We start from the raw sequence: 24,768 nt of genomic DNA, 5'->3' as shown, positions 1-24,768 counted from the left end.
CCACGACACAGGCCCGCCATGAAACTGCTCATCGTCGAAGACGAACCCAAGACCGGACAGTACCTGCGCCAGGGGCTGGGCGAAGCCGGTTTCCTGGTCGACCTGGCCAGCGACGGCATCGCCGGCCAGCACCTGGCGCTGACCGGCGACCACGACCTGATCATCCTCGACGTGATGCTCCCCGGCCGCGACGGCTGGCAGGTGCTGCGCACCCTGCGCGAAGCCGGCCTGGAGACGCCCGTGCTGTTCCTCACCGCCCGCGATGCCGTCGAGGACCGCGTGCGCGGCCTGGAACTGGGCGCCGACGACTACCTGGTCAAGCCCTTCGCCTTCGCCGAACTGCTGGCGCGGGTGCGCACCCTGTTGCGCCGGGGCACCACCGGCCAGCAGGACACCAGCCTGCAACTGGCGGACCTGCGCCTCGACCTGCTGCGCCGCCGGGTGGAGCGTGGCGGCCAGCGCATCGACCTCACCGCCAAGGAGTTCGCCCTGCTGGAGCTGCTGCTGCGGCGCCAGGGCGAAGTGCTGCCCAAGTCGCTGATCGCCTCCCAGGTCTGGGACATGAACTTCGACAGCGACACCAACGTCATCGAAGTCGCCATCCGCCGCCTGCGGGCCAAGGTGGACGACGCCTGGCCCACCCGCCTGATCCACACCGTGCGCGGCATGGGCTACGTGCTCGAGGCGCGGGACGCCTGATGCGCCTGTCCCTCGGCGCCCGCCTCAGCCTGCTGTTCGCCGCAGCCACCGCCAGCGTCTCGCTCATCGCCGGCGCCCTGTTCGACCGGGCCAGCGAAGCGCACTTCCTCGAACTGGACAACCAGTTGCTGGCCAGCCGCGCCGAAGCCCTGCGCAGCCTGCTCGGCCCGGTGGGCAGCGCCGAAGCCCTCGCCGCGCGGGAAGACGACCTGCACGCCGAGCTGCAACGCCAGCCCGACCTCGCCCTGCGCATCCTCGGCCCCCAGGGCGAGCTGTGGTTCGACAGCCAGGCCGTTGCCGCCCACGCCCAGCACGGCGAGACCGCCTGGCGCGCCTACGGCACCGAACTGCTCCCCGGCCAAGCCGACAGCCCGCGCCTGGACCTGCGGCTGGACATCACCCACCACCAGCACTTCCTCGAACGCATGCAGCGGCTGATCTGGCTCACCGTCGGCCTCAGCGCCCTGGCCACCGCATTGCTCGGTGCCTGGGCCGTACGCAGCGGCCTGCGCCCCCTGCGGCAGATGGCCGAGGTGGCCGCCGGCATCTCCGCCCACTCCCTCACCACCCGCCTCGACCCGGCCAGCGTGCCGGCCGAGCTGAGCGACCTGGTGAGCGCCTTCAACGCCATGCTGGCGCGCCTGGAAGACGCCTTCCAGCGGCTCTCCGCCTTCTCCGGCGACATCGCCCACGAGCTGCGCACCCCGCTGTCCAACCTGCTGACCCAGACCCAGGTCACCCTCGCCCAGCCCCGCGACCTGGCCACCTACCGCGAAGCCCTGCACTCCAACCTGGAGGAGCTGCAGCACCTGGCGCAGATGGTCAACGACATGCTGTTCCTGGCCAAGGCCGAGCACGGCCTGCTCACCACCCGCCGCGAGCCCCTGGTACTGGCCGACGAGCTGGAGGCACTGGCCGAGTTCTTCGCCCCCCTGGCCGAGGAAGGCGGCATCCGCCTCACCTGCTCCGGCAGCGGCCAGCTGGAGGGCGACCGCGCCATGCTGCGCCGCGCCCTCTCCAACCTGCTGGACAACGCCCTGCGCTTCACCCCGGCCGGCGGCACCATCGAACTCAGCGCCCACCCCGCCGGCCATGCGCTGCGCCTGGAGGTGGCCAACCAGGGCCCGGCCATCCCCGCCGAACTGCAACCACGCCTGTTCGACCGCTTCTTCCGCGCCGACCCGGCCCGCCGCGAAGGCCAGGCCGAGCATGCCGGGCTCGGCCTGGCCATCACCCGCTCCATCGTCCGCGCCCACGGCGGCGAAGTCCGCTGCGTGAGCGCGGACGGCTGGACGCGCTTCCAGATGGACTTCCCCGTCACAACCACGACCGCATCGCAGAACTGAGCAGTGCTACCCCTCGTAGCAGCGTCTACTCTGGGATAATCGCCGGTCGGCGAAGGACTGCCTGGCCCTGCCACACCCTGCCGAACCGTCACCTACCGGCCATGTACCGGGCGGGGCGATACCATGAGAACCGCGCCTGTCGGTGCTGCCACGAGCGGTACCGTCCAGCCGGCACTGTCCGCATGTCGCGGCCACCTACTGTCTGCCCAGAACAAAAAAGGCACACACCATGATCAAGAAGTACATCGCTGCCCTGACCTGCGCGCTTACCCTCGCCAGCGGCCACGCCCTCGCGGCGGAAACCGGCCCCATCACCATCCGCTTCTCCCATGTCGTCGCCGACGACACCCCGAAGGGCCAGGGCGCCTTGCTGTTCAAGCAGTTGGTGGAGAAACGCCTGCCCGGCCTGGTGAAGGTCGAGGTCTACCCCAACTCCACGCTTTTCGGCGATGCCGACGAGCTGCAGGCCCTGCAGGACGGCAAGGTGGACATGCTCGCCCCCTCCCTGGCCAAGTTCGACCAGTACACCAAGCAGCTGCAGCTGTTCGACCTGCCGTTCCTGTTCGATGACCAGGACGCGGTCAACCGCTTCCAGAAGCGTGCCAAGGGCCGCCAGCTGCTGCGCGCCATGGAGGACAAGAACATCATCGGCCTGGCTTTCTGGCACAACGGCATGAAGCAGCTTTCCGCCAACCGCCCGCTGCACACCCCGGCGGATGCCAAGGGCCTGGCCTTCCGCATCCAGGCATCCAACGTGCTGGAGTCGCAGTTCGCCCAGATCGGCGCCAAGGCCGTGCCCATGCCCTTCGCCCAGACCTTCGACGCGCTCAAGGGTGGCCAGGTGCAGGGCACCGAGAACACTTGGTCGAACTTCGCCAGCCAGAACCTCGACACCGTGCAGCCCTACATCATCGAGACCAACCACGGCGCCCTGGACTACATGCTGGTGAGCAACTCGCGCTTCTGGTTCGCCATTCCGCACCAGACCCGCACCGAGCTGGAAGCCATCATCGACGAGGTCACCTTCGCCGTGAACAACGCCGCCGCCCAGCAGAACCAGGCGGACCGCCAGCGCATCCAGGCAGCCGGCAAGGCCCAGATCATCACCCTCACCCCCGAGGAGCGCGCGGCCTGGCGTGCCGCCATGAAGCCGGTCTGGGACCAGTACACCCCCGACATCGGCGAAGACATCGTCAAAGCCGCCCAGGTGGTCAACCGCAAGTCCCGCTGATCCCCTCGCCCGGCCGGCGCTCGCCGCGCCGGGCTTCCCCCGCTGCTGCCCAACCCTCGGCAGCGCTCGATCCGCCCCCGTCACCCACCAGACAGCACGCAGGCCGTAGGCTCTGTACGAAAAGTCGTCGAGCGAAGGTCAGGCAAGGCGAAAACGCTCGAAGAAGCGCAGTTTACGTGCTGTAAATGAGCATTCTGAGAGCGTTTTCAACGCAGCATCACCGATGCGCAGGCACTTGTCGTACAAAGCCTAGCGGGTCGGCAGGTCCTTATCATCCGCATCCACCTGCTCCAACCCGGCCCGATCCCAGCCGCCACCCATGGCGGCGATGAGCTGCACGCTGGCAGTGAGGCGACTGCCGGTGAGGGTGAGCACGCTGCGCTCATTGGACAGCGCCGTGGCCTGGCTGCTGACCACGCTGCTGTAGTCCTGCGTGCCGGCCTTGTACTGGTTGCTGACCAGGCGCAGGGCCTCGCGGGCGGCGTCCAGCGCCTGCTGCTGCACCCCGCTCTCCTCTTCCAGCACGGCCAGTTGCACCAGGTAGTCCTCCACCTCGCGGAAGCTGGTGAGCACGGTCTGCCGGTAGGTGGCGACGGTCTGGTCATAGCTGGACTCGGCCTGCTCCACCTGGGAGCGGATGCGGCCGCCGTCGAACAGGTTGAGGGCGAACTCGGGGCCGATGGACCAGAAGCGGTTGGGCGTGGTGATCCAGTCGTGCAGGCTGCTGGTGCGGTAGCCGCCGCTGGCGGTGAGGTTGAGGCTCGGGTAGTACGCGGCCTTGGCCACGCCGATCTGCGCGTTGGCAGCCATGACCTTGCGCTCGGCCGAGGCCACGTCGGGGCGGCGCTCCAGCAACTGGCTCGGCACCAGGGCCGGAACCGCCGGCAGGCTGGGGATGCCCTCCACCTCCGCCAGGCTGAAGGCCGACGGCGGCTCGCCGATCAGCACCGCGATGGCGTTCTCCAGCTGCGCGCGCTGGTATTTCAGGTCGATGGCCTGGGCCTCGGTGCTTCTCAGCTGGGTGGTGGCCTGGGCTACGTCGGCACGGGTGACGATGCCGGCGCGGAACTGGTTCTCGGTGAGCTTCAGGGCCCGCTTGTAGGCCTCGACGGTGGCGTCCAGCAGGCGCTTCTGGGCGTCGAGCACGCGCAACTGCAGGTAGCTCTGCGCCAGCTGCGACTGCTGGCTGAGACGCACGGCCGCCAGGTCGGCGGCGCTGGCCTGGAGGCTGGCGTCGTCCGCCTCCAGCTGGCGGCGCAGCTTGCCCCACAGGTCCAGCTCCCAGCTCACGCCCAGGGTGGCGCTGTAGCTGTTGGAGATGGCGCCGCTGCCCCCGCCGCTGCTGACGGTGGAGCCGTCGGACAGGCGCACGGTGCTGCTGCCGCCGCCCTGGCCAGAGCGGGTCTTGCTGGCGTTGGCGTTCACCGAGGGGAAGAACGAGGCACTCGCGCCACGGGCCAGCGCCTGGGCCTGGCGGTACTGGGCGACGGACTGGGCGAGGGTCTGGTTGGAACGCTCCAGGCGCTGCTGCAGGTCGTTCAGCACCGGGTCGTTGTACAGCTCCCACCAGGCGCCACGGGCCAGGGTGTCGGCTGGTGCGGCGGCTTTCCAGCCCTCCACGTGCTTGAACTGGGCAGCGCTGGCTGCGTCCGGGCGCTGGTAGTCGGGGCCCACGGCGCAGCCGGCCAGGGCGACCGCAAGGGCCAGGGCCGGGAACAGAAGGCGGGCATGGGGGTTCATAGCGGTGTCTCCAGCGAAGCGTCGGTGCGCACGCCGCGCCAGCGGTTGAAGCGATGGCGCAGGCGGTCGAGGTACAGGTAGACCACGGGGGTGGTGTAGAGGGTGAGGATCTGGCTCAGCACCAGGCCGCCGATGATGGTCACGCCCAGCGGCTGGCGCATCTCCGCGCCCTCGGCGCCGCCGATCAGCAACGGCACGGCACCGAGGATGGCCGCCAGGGTGGTCATCAGGATCGGCCGCAGGCGCAGCAGGCAGGCGCGGTGGATGGACTCTGCCGGCGACAGGCCGTCGTTGCGCTCCAGTTGCAGCGCCAGGTCGATCATCAGGATGGCGTTCTTCTTGACGATGCCGATGAGCAGGAACAGCCCCAGCAGCGAGATCAGGCTGAACTCGCCGCCCAGCAGCTGGATGGTCAGCAGCGCGCCCACCCCCGCCGACGGCAGCGTCGAGAGGATGGTCAGCGGGTGGATGTAGCTCTCGTAGAGAATGCCCAGCACCAGGTACACCAGCAGCAGCGCAGCGAGGATCATCCACGGCTGGTTCTGCTGGCTGCTGGCGAAGGCGTCGGCGGTGCCGCCCAGGCGCGCGATCACGCTGCTGGGCATGCCGATGGCCGCCACCGCCCGTTCGATGGCCACGGTGGCCTGGTCCAGGCTCACCCCCGGCGCCAGGTCGAAGGAGATGCTCTCCGAGGCGAACTGGCCCTCGTGGTTGACCCGGTCGTTCTCCAGGCTGCGCTCGTAGCGGGCGATGGCCGAGAGCGGCACGCGCTGGCCGTCGGCGGTGATCACCTGTACCTGCTCCAGGGTCGACGGGTCCTGGGCGTACTTCGGGTTCACCTCCATCACCACCTGGTACTGGTTGAGGGTGTCGTAGATGGTGGAGATCTGCCGCTGGCTGTAGGCGTTGTTGAGCACCGTGGTGACCATCGCCATGTCGATGCCCAGGCGCTTGGCCGCGTCCCGGTCCACCTTCAGGGTCACCTGCTGGGCGCCCTCGCCTTCCCGCGCGTCAATGGCGGTCAGCTCAGGCAGGGATTTCAACGCGTCGGTCACCTTGGGCAGCCAGGTGCGCAGGTCGGCCAGCTCGCCGGCCTGCAGCACGTACTCGTACTGGGAGCTGCGCTGCTCGCGGGAGCCGCCGGTCATGATGTCCTGGTCGGCCATCAGCATCAGCCGGCCGCCGGGCACCTGGGGCATTTCCTTGCGCAGCCGCTCGATCACCTTCTGGGCAGAAAGCTGGCGCTCCTTGATCGGCTTCAGCCGCACGATCATGAAGGCGTTGTTGATGCCGCCGCTGCCACCGATGAAACCGGCCACGCTCTCCACCGCCGGGTCCTTGAGCACCGCGCGGCGGAAGGTTTCCATCTTCGGCTGCATCACGCTGAACGACAGGCCGTCATCACCCCGTATGAAGCCGATCAACTGGCCGGTGTCCTGCTGCGGCAGGAAGGTCTTGGGCACGATCACGTAGAGCGCGACGTTGAGGCCGATGGTCACCAGCAGGCTGGCCAGGGTCAGGCGTGGGTGGCGCAGGGCCCAGCCGAGGCTCACGTCATAGAGCCGCGTCATGCGCTGGTGGATGGCCTCGCTCCAGCGTTGCATGCGGCTGTCGGCATTCGGCACGTGGGGCTTGAGCCAGCGCGCGCAGAGCATCGGCGTGAGCGTCAGCGACACCAGCAGCGACACTAGGATGGCCGCCGTCAGGGTCAGGGAGAACTCGCGGAACATGCGGTCGATGATGCCGCCCATGAACAGGATGGAGACGAACACCACCACCAGCGACAGGTTCATCGACAGCAGGGTGAAGCCCACCTCGCGGGTGCCCTGCAGCGCGGCCTTGAACGGCGGCATGCCCTCGTTGATGTGCCGGGCGATGTTCTCCAGCACCACGATGGCGTCGTCCACCACCAGCCCGGCGGCGAGGATCAGCGCCATCAGCGACAGCACGTTGAGGGAGAAGCCGCACAGGTACATCACCGCGAAGGTGCCCACCAGTGACACCGGCACCGCCAGCGCCGGGATCAGTGAGGCGCGCAGGCTGCCGAGGAACAGGTAGACCACCAGTATCACCAGCGCCACGGCGATCAGCAGGGTGCGCTCGGCCTCGTGCAGGGTCGCGCGGATCACCGGTGAGCGGTCCATCGCCAGGTTCAGCTTGACGCTGGCCGGCAGCACCGCCTGCAGACTCGGCAACTGCGCTTTGATGCTTTCGATGGTCTCGATGATGTTGGCGCCGGCCTGGCGGTTGATCACCAGCAGCACCGCGTCCTGGTCATTGAAGAAGCCGCTGTTGTAACGGTCCTCCACGGCGTCGCGCACCTTGGCCACATCGCCCAGGCGCAGGGCCGCGCCGTCCTGGTAGCGGAGGATCAGCGGCGCATAGTCGGCGGCCTTCTCCAGCTGGTCGCTGGCGCCCACCTGCCAGTGGCGCTCGGCGTCTTCCACCGCGCCCTTGGGGCGGCGCTGGTTGGCGGCGGCGATGGTCTTGCGCACGTCATCCAGGGCGATGCCGTACTGGTTGAGCAACTGCGGCTCCAGCTCCACCCGCACCGCCGGCAGCGAACTGCCGCCGATCTGCACCTCGCCCACGCCCTTAACCTGGGACAGGCTCTGCGCCAGGATGGTCGAGGCCAGGTCGTACAGCTGGCCCTTCTCCAGCACGTCGGAGGTCAGCGACAGCACCATGATCGGCGCCTGGGAGGGGTTGACCTTCTTGTAGGTGGGCATGCTGCGCATGCCGCTGGGCAGCAGGTTGCGCGAGGCGTTTATGGCCGCCTGCACGTCGCGGGCGGCGCCGTTGATGTCCCGGTCCAGGTCGAACTGGATGATGATCCGCGTCGAGCCCTGGCTGGTGCGGCTGGTCATCTGGGTGATGCCCGAAAGCGTGCCCAGGGAGCGCTCCAGCGGCGTGGTGACGCTGGAGGCCATGATCTCCGGGCTGGCACCGGGCAGGCTGGCCTGCACGGTGATCACCGGGAAGTCCATCTGCGGCAACGGCGAGACGGGCAACAGGCCGAAGCTCACCCCGCCCAGCAGCATGATCGCCAGGCTCAGCAGCAGGGTCGCCACCGGCCGGCGGATGAAGGGAGCGGACAGGTTCACAACGCCGCTCCGGCCGGGGCAGCCGGCACGTGGCGCATCATGCCGCCACCCCTGCCGCACTGCGGCCGGTGAAGCGCCGCGAGAGGCGGTCGAAGAACAGGTAGATGACCGGCGTGGTGAACAACGTCAGCACCTGGCTCACCAGCAGGCCGCCCACCATCACCAGGCCCAGGGGCTGGCGCAGCTCCGCGCCGGAGCCGCTGGCGAGCATCAGCGGCACGGCGCCGAACAGCGCGGCCAGGGTGGTCATCAGGATCGGCCGGAAGCGCAGCAGCGCCGCCTGGTAGATGGCCTCCTCCGGCGCCATGCCCTGGTGGCGCTCGGCCTCCAGGGCGAAGTCGATCATCATGATCGCGTTCTTCTTGACGATGCCGATCAGCAGGATGATGCCGATGATGGCGATCAGCCCCAGGTCATTGCCCGACAGCAGCAGCGCCGCCAGGGCGCCGACCCCGGCCGAGGGCAGCGTGGAAAGGATGGTGATCGGGTGGATGTAGCTCTCGTAGAGCACGCCGAGGACGATGTACATGGTCACCACCGCCGCCAGGATCAGCAGCAGGGTGCTCGACAGCGACGCCTCGAAGGCCGCCGCCGCACCCTGGAAGCGGGTCTGGATGCCTTCCGGCAGGCCGATTTCCTGCTGCACCCGTTCGATCACCTGCACCGCCTCGCCCAGGGCCACGCCCGGCGCCAGGTTGAAGGAGAGGTTCACCGCCGGGAACTGGCTGATGTGGTTCACCACCAGGGACGACTGTCGCTCCTGGATGCGCGCCAGGGCCGCGAGCGGTACCTGCACGCCGTCGGTGCCGGCCACCCGCAGCTGCTCCAGGGCCTTGGGCCCGATGCGATCACCGGTGGCAGACTCCAGCACCACGCGGTACTGGCTGGCCTGGGTGAAGATGGTGGAGATCTGCCGCTGGCCGAAGGCGTCGTAGAGCGCGTCGGTGATGGCCGAGACCTCCACACCCAGGCGCCCAGCCATGTCGCGGTCGATGTCCAGGTACACCTGCAGGCCCTTGTCCTGCAGGTCGCTGGCCACGTCGGACAGCTCCGGCTGCTGGCGCAAGGCGTCCACCAGCTTGCCGGTCCACTCGCGCAGCAGCTCGGCGTCCGGGGACTCCATGCTGAACTGGAACTGGGTACGGCTGACCCGGTCCTCGATGGTCAGGTCCTGCACCGGCTGCAGGTACAGGCGGATGCCCACCAGGCGCTCCAGCTGCGGCTGCAGGCGCTGGATCACTTCGCTGGCGGTGACGTCGCGCTCGCCGTGGGGCTTGAGGTTGATCAGCATGCGCCCGCTGTTGAGGGTGACGTTGTCGCCGTCGACGCCGATGTAGGAGGTCAGGCTGGCCACCGCCGGGTCCTTGAGGATCACCTCGGCCGCCTGCTGCTGGCGCTCGCCCATGGCGCGGAACGACACCGACTGCGGCGCCTCGGTGATGCCCTGGATGACGCCGGTGTCCTGCACCGGGAAGAAGCCCTTGGGCACCGCCAGGTACAGCACCACGGTCAGCGCCAGGGTGCCGAGGGCCACCAGCAGGGTCAGCACCTGGTGGCGCAGCACCCAGCGCAGGCCATGGGAATAGCGCTCGATCATGCCGTCGATGAAGGCGCCGCTGGCGCGGTAGAAACGGCCCTGCTCCTTCTCCTCCGGCTCGGGCTTGAGCAGCCGCGCGCACATCATCGGCGTCAGGGTCAGCGACACCACCAGGGAGATCAGGATGGCCACCGCCAGGGTGATGGCGAACTCGCGGAACAGCCGTCCCACCACGTCGGCCATGAACAGCAGCGGGATCAGCACCGCGATCAGCGAGAAGGTCAGGGAGATCAGCGTGAAGCCGATCTGCCGGGCGCCCTTGAGCGCGGCCTCCAGCGGCGTGGCGCCCTCCTCCAGGTGGCGGGCGATGTTCTCCAGCATGACGATGGCGTCGTCCACCACGAAGCCGGTGGCGATGGTCAGGGCCATCAGCGTCAGGTTGTTCACCGAGAAGCCGGCCAGGTACATCACCCCGAAGGTGCCCACCAGGGACAGCGGCACGGCGATGGAGGGGATCAGCGTGGCGCTGAAGCGGCGCAGGAACAGGAAGGTCACCATCACCACCAGGGCGATGGCCAGCATCAGCTCATGCTGCACGTCGCGCACCGAGGCGCGGATGGTCTGGGTGCGGTCGGTCAGCACCATCACGTCCAGGCCCGCCGGCAGGTTGGCGGTCATCTTCGGCAGCAACTCCTGGATGCGGTCCACCACCTCAATGACGTTGGCGCCGGGCTGGCGCTGGATGTTCAGCAGCACCGCCTGGTTCTGGTTGGCCCAGGCGGCCAGGCGCTCGTTCTCGGCGCCTTCGACGATGGTGGCCACGTCCTTCAGGCGCAGCGCCGCACCGTTCTTGTAGGCGAGGATCAGGTTGGCGTACTCGTCCGCCGACTTCAGCTGGTCGTTGGCATCCAGCATGGAGGTGCGGGTGGGGCCGTCGAAGTTGCCCTTGGGCTGGTTGACGTTGGACGCGGTGATCAGCGCACGCACGCTGGAGAGGTTCAGGCCGTTGGCCGCGAGCGCCTCCGGGTTGACCTTGATGCGCACCGCCTGGCGCTGGCCACCGGCGATGCTGACCATGCCGACGCCACTGATCTGCGACAGCTTCTGTGCCATGCGCGTGTCCACCAGGGTGTGCAGCTGCGGCAGCGGCAAGGTGCGCGACATCACCGCCACGGTCAGCACCGGGGTGTCGGCGGGGTTGACCTTGTTGTAGACCGGCGGCGCCGGCAGGTCATTGGGCAGCAGGTTGGTGGCGGCGTTGATGGCCGCCTGCACTTCCTGCTCGGCCACGTCCAGCTGCACGTCCAGGTTGAAGCGCAGGGTGATCACCGAGGCGCCGCCGGAGCTGGTGGAGGACATCTGGTCCAGCCCCGGCATCTGCCCGAACTGGCGCTCCAGCGGCGCGGTCACGGCGCTGGTCATCACGTCCGGGCTGGCACCCGGGTAGAGCGTCATCACGCGGATGGTCGGGTAGTCCACCTCCGGCAGAGCCGACACCGGCAGCAGGCGGTAGGCGATCAGGCCGGCCAGCAGGATCGCCAGCATGCTCAGCGTGGTGGCGACCGGCCGCAGGATGAACAGGCGGGAGATGTTCATACGCCTTGTTCAGCCTTGCCGCCCTGCTCGCTCTTGTCGGCGCCCTGCAATTGCTCGCTCGGCGCGGCCGGCACGGCATCGCTGTCGTGCACCACTTCCACGTCGCTGCCGTCGCGCAGGCGGTCGGTGCCTTCCAGCACCACCCGCTCGCCGGCCTTGAGGCCACTGCGGATCACCGTGCGCTCACCGTCGCTGGGGCCGGTTTCGAGCTTCTGCACCCGCACCTTCTTCTCGCCGTCCAGCACGTAGGCGAAGGTGCCCTGGCTGCCGAACTGCACCGCAGCCGAGGGCACCAGCACGGCCTGGGCCAGGGTGTCGGCCAGCAGGCGCACGTTGACGAACTGGTTGGGGAACAGGGTCTCGCTGTCGTTGGCGAAGCGCGCCTTGAACTTCAGCGTGCCGGTGGTGGTGTCGATCTGGTTGTCCAGGCTCTGCAGCACGCCCTCGGCCTGCTTCAGGGTGTCGCCCCGGTCCCAGGCCTCCACCGGCATCGCCTGGCCGCTGCGGAAGCGGCTGACCACGCCGGGCAACTGGTTCTCCGGCAGGGTGAAGGTGACGCTGATGGGGCGGTTCTGGGTGATCACCACCAGCGGCGTGGTGTCGCCGGTGCCGACCTGGTTGCCCAGGTCCACCTGGCGCAGGCCGACGCGGCCGGCCACCGGCGCGCGCACCTGGGTGAAGCTGAGGTTCAGCTTGGCCTCGGCGACGGCGGCCTGGTTGGCCTTGACCGTACCCTTGTACTGGCCCACCAGCGCTTCCTGGGTGTCCAGGGTCTGCTTGGCGATGCTGTCCTCGGCGTACAGGCCACGGTAGCGGGCCAGGTCGATCTCGGCGTTCTTCAGCTGCGCCTGGCTCTGCAAGAGCGTGCCTTCGGCCTGCTGCAGGGCGACCTGGTAGGGGCGCGGGTCGATCACCGCCAGCAGGTCGCCGGCCTTGACCTGCTGCCCTTCCTCGAAGGCCAGCTTGACCACCTCGCCGCTGACGCGGGCCTTGACGTTCACTGTGTTCAGCGCGGTGACCGTGCCGAGGGCCTTGTAGTAGACGGGGAAGTCACCCTGGGTGGCGGCGGCCACGCGCACCGGCACCGGGCCGCTGAACGGGCCGAAGCCCGGGCGCGCCATGCCGGCCGCTCCCGGACGGGTGCGGGGCTCCTCGGCCTTGTGGCCGGAGGCGGCGGGCCACAGCCACCAGATCAGCGCCACCAGGGCGAACAGACAGACGAGGATGAGCGGCCAGCGCCGGGCGGGACGAGCGTGCGGGTCTTGGATCGAGGGCATGATTCTGCGGTCGGTTCGTGCGAGAGCGTGAACGATAAGCACTCGGCGTGGCCAGGCAAAGCCTCTTTACCGCCTATTTACCCATTCCTTACCCCTACGAGGGCGCGGCCTTGAGCGGTGGCGGCCCTTGGCGGCCCGCTGCGCAACTGTCACAACACCTTTCCGCCCCCGTTCTTGTCCATCCGCGCGTACCGCGCGACCATGCGCGCTTGCTTTTCCGCTTCCTGGGAGTGCCCCGTGTTCGAACGACTCAAGCAGCAGTTCTCCACCCTGCGCAGCCGCGCCGATTTCCACGCCCTGCGCATCGTCCGCCAGAGCGGTGAGCACTGCCAGGTACGGCGCAACGTCGCCGAGCCGCCGTTCTTCTCCAGCGACCTGGGCGCCATGCTCAGCGTGCGCATCGGCGGCGTCGAAGCCTATGCCGCCACCAGCGACCTCAGCACCGCCGGCCTGCAGCGCGCCCTCGACCTGGCCGAAGCGCGCGCCCGGCTGATCACCCCGTACAACCTGGTCGACGCCCGCGTCGCGCCGCCCCTGGGCCGCGCCGACTACCGCTCCCCCGGCCTCGACCAGCCGCTGCTCGGCATCGCCGAGCGCATCGAACTGCTGCGCGAGGAATCCGCCGCGGTGCCCGCCGACCCGCGCCTGGTCAACTGGACCCTGCTGCTCAGCGTCGACCGCCACGAGCAGCTCTACCTCAACAGCGCCGGCGCCGAGCACTGGCAGGAGCTGCAATTCGTCTACCCCGGCGCCAGCGTCACCGCCTTCGACGGCCACGACAGCCAGACCCGCAGCTTCGGCGGCTACCACGGCGGCCAGCAGGGCGGCGCCGAGGTCATCCGGCGCCTGGGGCTGCGCGGCGCGGCCCCGCGCGTGGCCGACGAGGCGCTGCAGCTGCTGCTGGCGCCCAACACCCCGGAAGGTCCGCGCGACCTGCTGCTGATGCCTGAGCAGATGATGCTGCAGATCCACGAATCCATCGGCCACCCGCTGGAGCTGGACCGCATCCTCGGCGACGAGCGCAACTACGCCGGCACCAGCTTCATCCGCCAGGAAGACTTCGGCCACTACCAGTACGGCTCGGCGCTGCTCAACGTCAGCTTCGACCCGGGCATCCCCGAGGAACTGGCCAGCTACGGCCACGACGACGACGGCAGCGCCGCCCGGAAGACCCTGCTGATCGAGAAGGGCCTGCTCCTGCGCCCCCTCGGCGGCGCCCTCTCGCAGCAACGCAGCGGCCTGCCGGGCGTCGCCAACAGCCGCGCCTGCAGCTGGAACCGCGCGCCCATCGACCGCATGGCCAACCTCAACATCGAGCCCGGCGACCAGCGCCTGGAGCAGCTGATCGGCGGCATCGAGCGCGGCATCCTGATGACCACCAACCGCTCCTGGTCCATCGACGACGCGCGCAACAAGTTCCAGTTCGGCTGCGAATGGGGCCAGCTCATCGAGAACGGCGAGCTCAAGGGCGTGGTGAAGAACCCCAACTACCGGGGCATCTCAGCCAGTTTCTGGCGCAGCCTCGCGGCGGTGGGCGATGCCAGCACCTTCGAAGTGCTCGGCACGCCCTTCTGCGGCAAGGGCGAGCCCAACCAGGTGGTGCGGGTGGGCCATGCCTCCCCCGCCTGCGTATTCAGCCAGGTCGACGTATTCGGAGGTGCCGCCTGATGAGCATCCAGATCGACGCCCGCGAAGCCGGCTTCGCCGCCCTCGCCGACGCCCTGCGCCAGGCCATGCGCCCCGGCGAGGACTTCACCCTGTGGTACAGCGCCGAGGCCTCCGACTTCATCCGCTTCAACCACGCCCGGGTGCGCCAGGCCGGCCACGTGTCCCAGGCCGGGGCCACCCTGCAGCTGATCGCCGCCGAGCGCCAGGCGCAGATGGCCGTCACCCTCTCCGGCCAGCCGGACGAAGACCGCCAGCGCCTGGCCGACGGCCTCGAACGCCTGCGCGCGGTGATCGGCCAGTTGCCGCCCGATCCCTACCTGATGCCCGACCGCACGCCCTGGCAGCGGCGCCACGTCGACACCCAGCCGCTGCCCGACCCGGCCGCTGTGCTGCCCTGCATCAGCGCCGCCGCCGAAGGCCTGGACCTGGTCGGCATCTACGCCGCCGGCCCGCTCTACCGGGGCTTCGCCAACAGCTGGGGCGCCTTCGGCTGGCACAGCGCCCACTGCTTCAACTTCGACTTCAGCCTGTTCCACGCCAACGGCCAGGCGGTGAAGGCCGACTACGCCGGCCAGGGCTGGAACGACGAGGAATTCCTCCGCCGCTTCGCCGCCGCCCGCGCCCAGCTGGAGCACCTGGGCAAGCCGCTGCGCGTGCTGGCACCCGGCGGTTACCGCGCCTACATCGCCCCGGCGGCGCTGGAGGAGATCACCGGCATGCTCTGCTGGGGCGGCTTCTCCGCCCGCGCCCTGGCGACCAAGGAAAGCCCGCTGCAACGCCTCGACGGCGACGGCGCCCGCTTCAGCCCGCTGCTGGGCCTGCACGAGCAGGTGGCCGGCGCCCTGTCCCCGGCCTTCACCGCCGAAGGCTCGCCGCGCAGCGATGTCACCCTCATCGAACAAGGGCGCCTCACCGGTCGCCTGGTGGGTTCGCGCAGCGCCCGGGAATACGGCTTGGCCGGCAACGGCGCCAGCGGCGACGAGAGCCCCCAGGCCCTGGTGATGGACGCCGGCACCCTGCCCGAGGCGGACGCCCTCGCCGCCCTCGGCACCGGCCTCTACATCGGCAACCTCTGGTACCTCAACTGGTCCGACCTGCCCGCCGCCCGCATCACCGGCATGACCCGCTTCGCCACCTTCTGGGTGGAGGACGGCCACATCCAGGCGCCGGTCAGCACCATGCGCTTCGACGACAGCCTCTTCGACCTCTTCGGCGAGCAGCTCGAAGCCCTCACCGCCGAACGCCAGCTGCGCCTCTCCGCCAGCACCTACGGCGAACGCCAGACCCTCTCCTCCCTGCTCCCCGGCGCCCTGGTCAAGCACCTGCAGCTCACCCTGTGAGCCCCCGCCCGGCCCAGGCGCCCTGGGCCGGGCCGGCTCAGTCGGCCGCGCCCTTGGCCGGGCGCACGTGGCGCGGCAGCACGGCGAGGAAGTTGTCCCGTGCCACCTGGCGCGCCACCGCCTCGGGCAAGGCATCAAGGAAGGGGTCGTAGGCGCTCAGGTACTCGCCCAGGCCGTCGAAGCGGCCGACCACGTCGGAGCCGAGCATGAAGCGCTCGGGGTAGCGCTTCACCAGCGCCACCCACTGCGGGTCGGCGCGGCCGTCCCGGTCCAGCAGGTAGGGCTGCAGCACCGTCCAGGACAGGTCGACATAGAGGTTCGGGTAGCTCTCCAGCAGGCGCTCCAGGGTCGGCAGGAGGAAGTCCAGCTTCGTCTGGTGGCGGTGGATCTCCTTGCTGGTGCCGGCGTGAGCCCAGATGAAGCGCACGTGGGGGTGGTTGCGCAGCGGCTCTTCCAGCTCCGCCAGGTACAGCGGGTTGCGCTCGCGCTTGGAGGTGATGTTGGAGTGCAGCATCACCGGCAGGTCGTATTCGGCGGCCAGGTGGTAGACGCGGGCCATGGCCTCGTTGTTGGCCCGTGGCGTGTCGCCGTCGATCAGGGCGGTGAGGTCGTCGTGGCGGGTGAACACCTCGCCGATCCCCTGCCACAGCCCCGGGTCCAGCTCCAGCATCCGGCGGATGTGGGCATCGGCGTTCTTGTCGTTGGGGTTGAAGCCGCTGAGGAAGGGGTGGAAGCGCCCGCGTTGCGCCTCCGGCAGGCGCTTCACCGCATCGGCCACCAGCACGTCGGTGGCGCTGTACCAGTAGGCGCCGGCATCGTCGCCAGCGTAGTAGCGCGGGCGCTTGGGCTCGTCCTCGTGCCACTTCTTGGCCACCGGCACGCCGGCAATCATCACGTGGTCGATGGCGCCCTTGTCCATGGCCTCAAGCAGCGGGCGCATGCCGTCGCTTTCCTGGAAGAAGTCCACGTAATGCAGGTGCGCGTCGCTGTAGTGGTAGTCACGCGCCTGCGCCGCCAGCGCGCAGAACGCCAGCAGTGTGGCCAGGCAGGTTCGGGTCAGGGGCAAGGCAAGGTCCTCCAGGGTGCTTGCCGAGGTAGACCCGCGCTTCGCTTGCCGGGTTCAGAGAATGATCTGACCGGATTTACGGATTATGCTTGCCCAGCTGCCACGAGAGCCTTCGCCATGAAACGCTGCCTCCCGCTGCTTCTCGCCTGTGTTGCCTGCACCGTCGGCGCTGCCGAGCGCCTGGTCTACCCGATGCATTCCCACGGTGCCGACCCGGAGGCGTACGTGGTCGAGCTGCTGCGGCTGGCCCTGGACCACAGCGGCGGCGACTACCGCCTGGAACCCAGCCTCGAACCGGTGCCGCAGTCCCGCGCCCAGTACTCCCTGGAGCAGAACGACGGCAACTTCCAGGTGATGTGGGCCATGACCACGCGGGAGCGCGAAGCGGTGCTCGCGCCCATCCGCATCCCCATCTACAAGGGCCTGATCGGCTGGCGCGTCCCGCTGGTACGGGCAGACCAGGCCCAGCGCCTGGCCAGCATCAACAGCCTGGACGACCTCAAGGCGCTGCGCATCGGCCAGCGCCATGACTGGCCCGACACCGCCATCCTGCGTGCCAACGGCCTGACCGTGCTCACCTCGCCGAGCTACGAAGGCCTGTTCCGCATGCTCCAGGCCAAGCGTTTCGAGCTGTTCCCGCGCGAGGTGGTGGTGGCCTGGGACGAGGAGCAGCGGGCCCGCGAGCAGGGGCTCGACCTTGTCGTCGACGAGCACCTGGTGCTGCACTACCCCACCGCCCTCTATTTCTTCACCTCGAAGGCGCGCCCCGACCTCACGGCTGCCCTCGAGCGCGGGCTGGAGCGGGCCATTGCCGATGGCAGCTTCGAAAGGCTGTTCCAGCGCCGCCACGGCGAGAGCATCCGCCGCGCCCGCCTGGACCAGCGCCGGGTGATCGAACTGCAGAACCCCGACCTGCCCGACACGGCGCCCCTCGGCCGCGCGGAGCTCTGGTACGACCCGCTGGCGCGCCCGGCCAGCGCCCGCAACGCCATGGCGGATGGAAAATCCCGGGAACACCCGGCCCGCTTGCAGGCTCCAAACACCACGGCCCCCGTGCACACGCCGGGAGCCCCATGAACCCACGACCCGAGGACTGCCGATGACCATCACCGTCACCACCGAATCCGCCGACGGCTACCGCCACGCCATCCGCGTCGACGAAACCCACGAGCTGTTCACCGACATGCCCAAGACCCTGGGCGGCGACGGCAGCGCGCCCGAACCCCATGACTACTTCGACACCGCCCTCGGCGCCTGCAAGGCGCTGACCGTCACCTACTACGCCCGCCAGCACGACATCCCGCTGACCGGCGTGGGCGTAGAAGTGGTCCACGACAGCAGCCGCGAGAAGGAGGGCCACTACGGCGTGAGCGTGAAGCTGACCCTGCGCGGCGCCCTCACCGACGAGCAGCGCGCCACCCTGCTGCGCATCGCCGACAAGTGCCCGATCCACAAGCTGATGACCACCACCGAGGTGAAGATCGAAACGCGCCTGGCCGAAGGCAACTTCAGCCAGTGACGCCACCGGCTCCGGCGCGGCGCTATGCTTGCCGCTCAGCCCGCCGGAGCCGCCCATGACCAGCCCCCTCGTGATCCACCCCCGCCCCGAAGACGTGGCGGGGCTGCCCATCCTCCGGCCGATCCCCTCGGCCCAGTGCCGCAGCGTCGGCCCCTTCGTGTTCTTCGACCATATGCTCGCCACCGCCTTCGCCCCTGGGCAGGGCATGAACGTGCGCCAGCATCCGCACATCGGCCTCTCCACCCTCACCTACCTGTTCGAGGGCACGCTGCAGCACAAGGACAGCCTCGGCTCCGACCAACGCGTGGGCCCCGGCGACGTCAGCTGGATGACCGCCGGCGCCGGCGTCGCCCATGTCGAGCGCACCCCGGCCGAGCTGCTCGCCAGCGGCTCGCGCCTGCACGGCCTGCAGGTGTGGCTCGCCCTGCCCCGCGAGCAGGAGCAAGGCGCCCCCCGCTACAGCCACCACCCCGCCACCAGCCTGCCGCAGCAGGACAGCCTGGGGGTGAGCATCCGCCTCATCGCCGGCCACGGCTTCTGCCTGGAATCCCCCGTGCCGGTCACCAGCCCCACCCTCTACGCCGAGCTGCGCCTGCAGACCGGCGCCACCCTGCTGCTGCCCGACGAACACCCGCAGCGCGCCCTCTACCTGCTGGACGGCGAAGCCCTGCTCGACGACCAGCCCCTGGAACGCCACAGCCTCACCGTGCTCCCCGAGGGCGAGACCTTCAGCCTCAGCGCCTGCAGCGAAGCGCACCTGGTGATGATCGGCGGCGCCCCCCTGGACGGCCCGAGGCGGATGAACTGGAACTTCGTCGCCAGCGACCCGGCCCTGATCGACGCGGCCCGCCAGCGCTGGGCAGCAGCCGACTGGCCGGTGGTGCCGGGGGAACAGGAGCGGATCGAACTGCCGCGTTAGGCCGGCGAACGCCGCAGCGACAGCACTCGACTCATGAAAAAGCCCCCGGCAACCTGGGTCACCGGGGGCCTTCCACAATCACCGGACAGGCCTCACTCCACCCGCTCGTAAGGCAGGCCCACATAGTTCTCGGCGATGTTCACCAGCCCCGCCCGGGAGCTGAGGAAGTACTCGCGGTCGGCCTGCTGCATCTTCTGGTCCCAGGCGTCCTGGTGGCCGTTGAAGTCGTGCAGCAGGTTGGTCATGAACCAGCTGAAGCGTTCACCCTTCCAGACCCGGCGCAGGGCCAGTTCGGAGTACTTCTCCAGCAGGTCGGTGCGCCCTTCGCGGTAGACCTTGACCAGGATGCGGTAGAGGTAGCAGACGTCGGACGCGGCCAGGTTCAGGCCCTTGGCGCCGGTGGGCGGGACGATGTGGGCGGCATCCCCCACCAGGAACAGGTGGCCGTACTGCATGGGCTCCACCACGAAACTGCGCAGCGGGGCGATGCTCTTCTCCAGGGACGGCCCGGTCACCAGGCGCCCGGCCACCTCCTCCGGCAGGCGCGCCTTCAGCTCGGTCCAGAAGCGCTCGTCGGACCAGTCCTCCACCTTGTCCGTCAGCGGCACCTGCAGGTAGTAGCGGCTGCGGGTCAGGGAACGCTGGCTGCACAGGGAGAAACCACGCGGGTGCTGGGCGTAGATGAGTTCCTCGTGGACCGGCGGGGTGTCGGACAGCAGGCCCAGCCAGCCGAAGGGGTACACGCGCTCGTACTCGGTGAGCACCCCGGCCGGGATGCTCTGGCGCGACACGCCGTGGAAGCCGTCGCAGCCGGCGATGTAGTCGCAGTCGACCCGGACCTGCTCGCCAGCGTGCTCGAAGGTGACGTAGGGGCGCTCTCCCTTCAGCTCGTGCAGCGCCACGTTGCTGGCACCGTAGAGGGTCGGCGCACCGCTGGCGGCGCGGGCCTCCATCAGGTCGCGGGTGACCTCGGTCTGGCCGTAGACCATCACGCTCTTGCCGCCGGTGAGTTCGCTCAGGTGGATGGGCACCCGCTTGCCGTCGAACACCAGCTCGACGCCCTCGTGCACCAGCCCCTCGGCGTCCATCCGGGCACTCACGCCGGCCTCGCGGAGCATGTCCACCGTGCCCTGCTCCAGCACGCCGGCACGGATGCGGCCGAGAACGTAGTCGGGGGTCTGGCGTTCGATGATGAGGGTGTCGATACCGGCCTTGTGCAGCAACTGGCCGAGCAGCAGGCCCGAAGGACCGGCACCGATGATGGCAACCTGGGTTTTCATTGTTCTTGTCTCTCAGTGAGGCGTTGCGGCCCGATGGCTGGCAGCGACCGCAAACGAGTGGCTTGGATGCCCCTGCATTTTTGCTGACAAGAATGGGAAAAGAAGGGTGTTTTCCGTACCAGGAATTGCACTTTTGAAAACAGCGTCCGATTATCGGGCAGCCATCCACCGCTGATCCGTGCCAGGCCCTCCATGACCGACCGCATCCCCGGCGTGCCCGTGTTCAAGCTCTACGGCGAGAACCAGGCCTGGCCGACCCCCGACCTGCTGCATTGCGAGTCCATTCCCAAGCGCAGCAGCCTGCACCACTGGGAGATCAAGCCGCACCGCCATGCCGACCTGTTCCAGCTGCTCTACGTGCAGCGCGGCCAGGCGGTGGTGGAGGTGGAAGGCCGGCGCAGCCCGGTCGACGAACCCTCCATCCAGGTGACGCCGCCGCTGTGCGTCCACGGCTTCCAGTTCTCCGAGAACATCGAAGGCTACGTGCTCAGCCTCGGCGCGCCGCTGGTGGAACGTCTGGAACAGCAGCTGGGCGCGCCGCTGGCGGTGCTGGCCTCCTCGGGCTGCTACCCGGTGGGCCGCGACCGCCGCTACATCAGCACGCTGTTCGCCGCCCTGTTGCAGGAGTACGAAGGCAGCGCCGCCTCCCGCGACCTGGTGCTGGCGTCCCTGGTCAACGTGCTGGTGGTATGGATCACCCGCCAGCGCCAGCAGAACACCCCGCCCAGCGGCCGAGACGAGCGCAACCGCCAGTTGCTGGGCCGCTACATCAAGCTGGTGGAGCAGCACTACCGCGAACACCTCACGGTGGAGACCCTCGCCCACCGGCTGGACCTCTCCAGCGTCCACCTCAATACCCTGTGCCGCCGGCTGGCGGGCCAGAGCGCGCTGCAGATCATCCATCAGCGCCTGTTGCTGGAGGCCCGGCGCAGCCTCATCTACACCAACATGACCATCGCCCAGGTTTCCGACAGCCTGGGCTTCAGCGATCCCACCTACTTCTCGCGCTTCTTCCGCCGCCTCATCGGCCAGTCGCCCAACGCCTTCCGCCAGGCCAACGACCGCCCCGCCGAGAACGGCTAGGGCGGCCGGCGCAGCCGGTCACTGGTAGGCGCCGGCGGCGTAGGTCAGCTCATAGCTGTGGCTGTAGATCTCCAGGATGTTGCCGAAGGGGTCTTCCATGTAGACCATCCGGTACGGCTTCTCACCGGGGAAGTACTCACGGATCGGCATGCGCTGCTTGCCGCCGGCGGCGACGATCCGGGCCGCCAGGCCCTCCACGTCCGGGTCCTGCACGCAGAAGTGGAACACCCCGCCCTTCCAGTACTGGAACTCACCGGACGGACGCTCGGCATTGGGGAACTGGAAGATCTCCACGCCGATGCGATCACCGGTGGACAGGTGGGCGATGCGGAACGAGCCCCACCCCGCACCGAACACGTCGGTGCACATCACGCCGATGGCCGAGTCGTCCTCGGTGATGGTGGTGGGCGGCATGATCAGGTACCAGCCGAGCACCTCGGTGTAGAAGGTCACCGCCGCATCGAGGTCGGTCACCGAAAGGCCAATGTGGGAAAAGCTGCGGGGATAGGTCGCGGTCATAGCGAATGCTCCTGTCGTTGATGATGGGAGCAGCCTAAGGAGGCATCGCTATAATTAGAACCACGCCACGATTATTGAATTGATAAGTTATCGTTATGCTCAATCCCCAATGGCTGTTGACCTTCGAACACCTGGCCGAGCTGGGCAACTTCACCCGCACGGCCGAACGCCTCGACCTCACCCAGGCTGCAGTCAGCCAGCACATCCGCCACCTGGAAGAACGCCTCGGCCCGCTGCTGATCCGCCGGCCCCGGCAGATCGAACTGACACCCGCCGGCCACGCCCTGCTGGACTACTGCGGCGAACTGCAGCGCGCCGACCAACGCCTGCGGCAGCGGCTGGACGAGACCCGGGCCGACGAGGGCGACATCAGCCTCATCAGCCCCGGCAGCATCGGCCTGGTGCTCTATCCCCTGCTGCTGGACCTGCAGCAGGCCCATCCGGGCCTGGTGGTGCGCCACCGTTTCGCACCGGACAGCGAAGTGCTCGCCGCCGTGCTGGACAACCGCTTCGAGCTGGGGCTGGTCAGCCTCAGGCCGGACGACGCCCGCCTGGAGGCCCGGTTGTTCGCCGAAGAGCCCCTGGAGCTGGTCCTGCCGGCGGGCGAACAGGCCCGCGACTGGGGCGACCTGCAGCGCCTGGGCATGATCGACCACCCCGACGGCCAGGCCATGGCCGGCCGCCTGCTGAGCCGCTGCTTCCCCGGCCATCCGGGCCTGCACAGCCTGCCGCTGCGCGGCTTCAGCAACCAGGTCGGCCTGATCCTCGAACCCGTCGCCCGTGGCCTCGGCTTCGCCGTGCTGCCGCGCTACGCCCGCCAGGCCTTCGCCAACCAGGCCGCAATCCAGGTCGCCGAGCTGGAGGCGCAGGTGGTGGACAGGCTCTGGCTGATCCACCGCGCCGAGTGGCCCCTGTCCAGCCGGGCCGAACGGGCCATCGAGCACCTCCAGCGAGGCCTGGTCGCGCTCCCCTGACGGCCTGCATCGTTTTCCCTCGCCTGTGGTCTCATAAGGCCCCTCCCCCTGACCAGGAGCCTCACCATGGCCGTACTCGGCGTCGATGTCGGCGGAACCAAGCTGCTCATGCTTGCCGGCGAGCCCGGCAACCCCCGGAGCCGCAAGGTGGCCACCGGCCCGGACTTCACCCCGGCACAACTGAAACAGGCCCTCGCGGCGTTCATCCAGGACCTGGGCGAACCGGTGGAGCGCATCGGCATCGCCCTGCCGGGGCTGGTGATCGGCGACCACGAACTGCGGCTGTCAGACGTGCTGCCGGCCTTGCAGGGCCTGAAGGCCGACGACCTCGCCCCCCTCGCCGGCCGGGTGCGACTGATCAATGACGTCAGGGCCGCCCTGCACCACGAAACCGCCGCCGAACCGGATGTCGACACCGCCGTCGTCATGATCGGCACCGGCATTGGCGCGGCCATCCAGCAAGGCGGCCGGGTGCTGGAGGGCAGCCGTGGCTGGGCGGGCGAACTGGGCAGCATCCCCCTCGCCACCGACGACGGCCCGCGCACGCTGGACCAGTTGGCCAGCGGCGCCAGCCTCCTGGCCCGGGCCGGGGTGGATGCCGCCACCCTGAACGCTCGGCTGGCCGCCGGCGATCCGGCCAGCCAGGCCCTCGTCCACCGGGCCGGCCACTGCCTGGGCCTGGGCATCGCCACCCTGGTCAACCTGCTCAACCCCCAGCGCATCGTCCTGGGCGGCGGCACCCTGCACTACCCCGGCTACCTCCAGGCCGCCCTCGACGCCGCACAACGGCACAGCCTGGAAGACCTCTGGAACGCCTGCAGCATCACCCGCTCGAGCAACCCCGAGCAGATGGCCGCCCTGGGCGCCCAGCGCTTCGCCGCCCGTTGAGGGCGCCCGTTCAGGGCCGCCGCGTTTCCGAGGGGCATTCGCCAAACAGCTCGCGGTAGCGCGCCGAGAAATGGCTGAGGTGATAGAAGCCCTGCTCCGCCGCCGCCTCACCGACGTTCAGCACGCTCGCGGGCGTGCTGGTCAGGCGGCGGCGCACCGCATTCAGGCGCAGGGTGCGCAGGTATTCCACCGGACGCATGCCGGCCACCAGCTGGAAGCTGCTCTGCAGGGTGCGACGGCTGACCCGCAGTTGCTCGCAGAGCGCGAGGATGCTCGGCAACTCGTCGGTATTGGCCAGGGCGATCTCCTGGCACTTGCGCACCAGGTAGGCCGACACGGCGACATTGCCACGGCGGCCCCGGGGGGTGTCCCGCGCATGGATGAACAGGTCGAGGAAGGTCTCCAGCAACTGCTCTTCCAGACGCGCCTCGCAGGCCCGGTCCAGGGCGATGTCACCCTTGACCAGCGCGCTGAACACCGGCTGGACCCGGCTCCGCACCCGCTCCAGCACCGCACGGGAAACGGCCATCTGTGGCTGCGTGCGCAGGGCACCGAGCTGCTCGCGGGACAGCTCGACCTCCGCCAGGCGGGCGAACCGCTCGGCGTCGATGTTGATGGCGAAGAAGCTCATGCCCTCCGGCGCGTGCAGCAGGAACTCCTCGCCGTCGCGCAGCAACGGCACGCTCTGCGGGCCGGCCTCGTAGCCCTGCACCACCGGGAAGCGCCCCGCCCCCAGTGACATGGCGATGCACAGCCGCCCACGGGGCGCGCAGCCGTGCTGCACCACCCGCTTGTCCAGGGTTTCCTGGAAGATCTGGAAGCGCTCGGCGGCCACCTGCTGCAGCTCGCTGGACAGGTGGCCCCGCCCCAGCTGGTCGTAGACCTGGTTCCAGCCCAGGATCGAGCCGGCGTGTTGCTGGGAATCATCGAAGGAACGCACTTCAGCCAACATCTGGGTCTCTCCTCCGGCGCCGAGCGGCGC

The 24,768-nt window shown here is 69.2% G+C and carries 19 protein-coding genes; 11 read left to right on the top strand and 8 right to left on the bottom strand.

Annotation, left to right across the window (positions count from 1 at the left end; translation table 11 throughout):
- The first annotated feature begins 18 nt into the window (after positions 1–18).
- The 3 genes from PotMrB4_RS10660 to PotMrB4_RS10650 all read left to right on the top strand — a co-directional run bounded on the left by PotMrB4_RS10660 (position 19) and on the right by PotMrB4_RS10650 (position 3,276).
- Entirely contained in the window at positions 19–699 is a 681-nt protein-coding gene (locus PotMrB4_RS10660; protein WP_044404171.1) for a heavy metal response regulator transcription factor, read from the top strand.
- Complete coding sequence (locus tag PotMrB4_RS10655) at positions 696–2,045, top strand: heavy metal sensor histidine kinase (RefSeq protein ID WP_172435072.1); 1,350 nt, start codon at positions 696–698, stop codon at positions 2,043–2,045. The genes PotMrB4_RS10660 and PotMrB4_RS10655 overlap by 4 nt, the downstream gene beginning before the upstream one ends.
- A 229-nt stretch (positions 2,046–2,274) precedes the next feature.
- Positions 2,275–3,276, top strand: a complete 1,002-nt coding sequence (locus PotMrB4_RS10650) for a DctP family TRAP transporter solute-binding subunit (protein ID WP_052807561.1) — start codon at positions 2,275–2,277, stop codon at positions 3,274–3,276.
- Between the two features lie 249 nt (positions 3,277–3,525).
- Here PotMrB4_RS10650 and PotMrB4_RS10645 read toward each other — a convergent pair whose 3' ends face one another.
- Genes PotMrB4_RS10645 through PotMrB4_RS10630 form a run of 4 tightly spaced genes read right to left on the bottom strand, consistent with a single transcriptional unit; the run spans position 3,526 to position 12,530 of the window.
- Entirely contained in the window at positions 3,526–5,016 is a 1,491-nt protein-coding gene (locus PotMrB4_RS10645; protein WP_172433218.1) for an efflux transporter outer membrane subunit, read from the bottom strand.
- Positions 5,013–8,120, bottom strand: coding sequence for an efflux RND transporter permease subunit (locus tag PotMrB4_RS10640; protein ID WP_172433217.1), 3,108 nt, complete (start codon positions 8,118–8,120; stop codon positions 5,013–5,015). The genes PotMrB4_RS10645 and PotMrB4_RS10640 overlap by 4 nt, the downstream gene beginning before the upstream one ends.
- 37 nt (positions 8,121–8,157) lie before the next feature.
- On the bottom strand, positions 8,158–11,253 hold the full coding sequence (locus PotMrB4_RS10635) for an MdtB/MuxB family multidrug efflux RND transporter permease subunit (protein WP_172433216.1): 3,096 nt from the start codon (positions 11,251–11,253) through the stop codon (positions 8,158–8,160).
- Positions 11,250–12,530, bottom strand: a complete 1,281-nt coding sequence (locus tag PotMrB4_RS10630) for an MdtA/MuxA family multidrug efflux RND transporter periplasmic adaptor subunit (RefSeq protein ID WP_172433215.1) — start codon at positions 12,528–12,530, stop codon at positions 11,250–11,252. Before PotMrB4_RS10630 ends, PotMrB4_RS10635 begins: the two co-directional genes overlap by 4 nt.
- 237 nt (positions 12,531–12,767) lie before the next feature.
- Between PotMrB4_RS10630 and PotMrB4_RS10625 the strand changes: the two genes are divergently transcribed.
- Together PotMrB4_RS10625 and PotMrB4_RS10620 are read left to right on the top strand one after the other, a co-directional pair.
- Positions 12,768–14,198: a TldD/PmbA family protein gene (locus PotMrB4_RS10625; protein ID WP_172433214.1), complete on the top strand. Its 1,431-nt coding sequence runs from the start codon at positions 12,768–12,770 to the stop codon at positions 14,196–14,198.
- On the top strand, positions 14,198–15,538 hold the full coding sequence (locus tag PotMrB4_RS10620; RefSeq protein WP_172433213.1) for a TldD/PmbA family protein: 1,341 nt from the start codon (positions 14,198–14,200) through the stop codon (positions 15,536–15,538). The genes PotMrB4_RS10625 and PotMrB4_RS10620 overlap by 1 nt, the downstream gene beginning before the upstream one ends.
- Before the next feature lie 37 nt (positions 15,539–15,575).
- Here PotMrB4_RS10620 and PotMrB4_RS10615 read toward each other — a convergent pair whose 3' ends face one another.
- A complete protein-coding gene (locus tag PotMrB4_RS10615; protein WP_172435071.1) occupies positions 15,576–16,619 on the bottom strand; it encodes an amidohydrolase family protein in 1,044 nt (347 codons plus the stop codon).
- A gap of 102 nt (positions 16,620–16,721) precedes the next feature.
- Here PotMrB4_RS10615 and PotMrB4_RS10610 point away from each other — a divergent pair, with 102 nt between their 5' ends.
- Genes PotMrB4_RS10610 through PotMrB4_RS10600 form a run of 3 tightly spaced genes read left to right on the top strand, consistent with a single transcriptional unit; the run spans position 16,722 to position 19,042 of the window.
- Positions 16,722–17,681, top strand: coding sequence for a substrate-binding periplasmic protein (locus PotMrB4_RS10610; protein ID WP_172433212.1), 960 nt, complete (start codon positions 16,722–16,724; stop codon positions 17,679–17,681).
- Positions 17,682–17,703: 22 nt separating this feature from the next.
- Entirely contained in the window at positions 17,704–18,123 is a 420-nt protein-coding gene (locus PotMrB4_RS10605; protein ID WP_074969475.1) for an OsmC family protein, read from the top strand.
- A 55-nt stretch (positions 18,124–18,178) separates the two neighbouring features.
- On the top strand, positions 18,179–19,042 hold the full coding sequence (locus tag PotMrB4_RS10600; protein WP_172433211.1) for a pirin family protein: 864 nt from the start codon (positions 18,179–18,181) through the stop codon (positions 19,040–19,042).
- A 92-nt stretch (positions 19,043–19,134) separates the two neighbouring features.
- On the opposite strand, the gene pobA is transcribed toward PotMrB4_RS10600, so the two are convergent.
- A complete protein-coding gene (gene pobA / locus PotMrB4_RS10595) occupies positions 19,135–20,322 on the bottom strand; it encodes a 4-hydroxybenzoate 3-monooxygenase (protein WP_172433210.1) in 1,188 nt (395 codons plus the stop codon).
- A gap of 192 nt (positions 20,323–20,514) precedes the next feature.
- Here pobA and PotMrB4_RS10590 point away from each other — a divergent pair, with 192 nt between their 5' ends.
- Positions 20,515–21,405 carry a helix-turn-helix domain-containing protein gene (locus PotMrB4_RS10590; RefSeq protein WP_172433209.1) on the top strand — a complete coding sequence of 297 codons (891 nt, stop codon included), beginning with the start codon at positions 20,515–20,517 and terminating at the stop codon, positions 21,403–21,405.
- An 18-nt stretch (positions 21,406–21,423) separates the two neighbouring features.
- Here PotMrB4_RS10590 and PotMrB4_RS10585 read toward each other — a convergent pair whose 3' ends face one another.
- On the bottom strand, positions 21,424–21,924 hold the full coding sequence (locus tag PotMrB4_RS10585; RefSeq protein ID WP_044407880.1) for a lactoylglutathione lyase family protein: 501 nt from the start codon (positions 21,922–21,924) through the stop codon (positions 21,424–21,426).
- 95 nt (positions 21,925–22,019) lie between these two features.
- Here PotMrB4_RS10585 and PotMrB4_RS10580 point away from each other — a divergent pair, with 95 nt between their 5' ends.
- The gene (locus PotMrB4_RS10580) at positions 22,020–22,898 is read left to right on the top strand and encodes a LysR family transcriptional regulator (RefSeq protein ID WP_172433208.1); all 879 of its coding nucleotides are present in this window, start codon (positions 22,020–22,022) and stop codon (positions 22,896–22,898) included.
- Positions 22,899–22,964: 66 nt separating this feature from the next.
- Entirely contained in the window at positions 22,965–23,786 is an 822-nt protein-coding gene (locus PotMrB4_RS10575) for an ROK family protein (RefSeq protein WP_172433207.1), read from the top strand.
- Between the two features lie 10 nt (positions 23,787–23,796).
- Here the strand turns inward: PotMrB4_RS10575 and PotMrB4_RS10570 are convergent, their stop codons facing one another.
- Positions 23,797–24,738 (bottom strand): helix-turn-helix domain-containing protein, encoded by a 942-nt coding sequence (locus PotMrB4_RS10570; protein WP_160481263.1) that lies wholly within the window; start codon positions 24,736–24,738, stop codon positions 23,797–23,799.
- Positions 24,739–24,768: the final 30 nt, after the last annotated feature.

The organism is Metapseudomonas otitidis (assembly GCF_011397855.1).
Taxonomy (GTDB): domain Bacteria; phylum Pseudomonadota; class Gammaproteobacteria; order Pseudomonadales; family Pseudomonadaceae; genus Metapseudomonas; species Metapseudomonas otitidis.
This window is presented reverse-complemented; position numbering and strand designations above follow the sequence as displayed.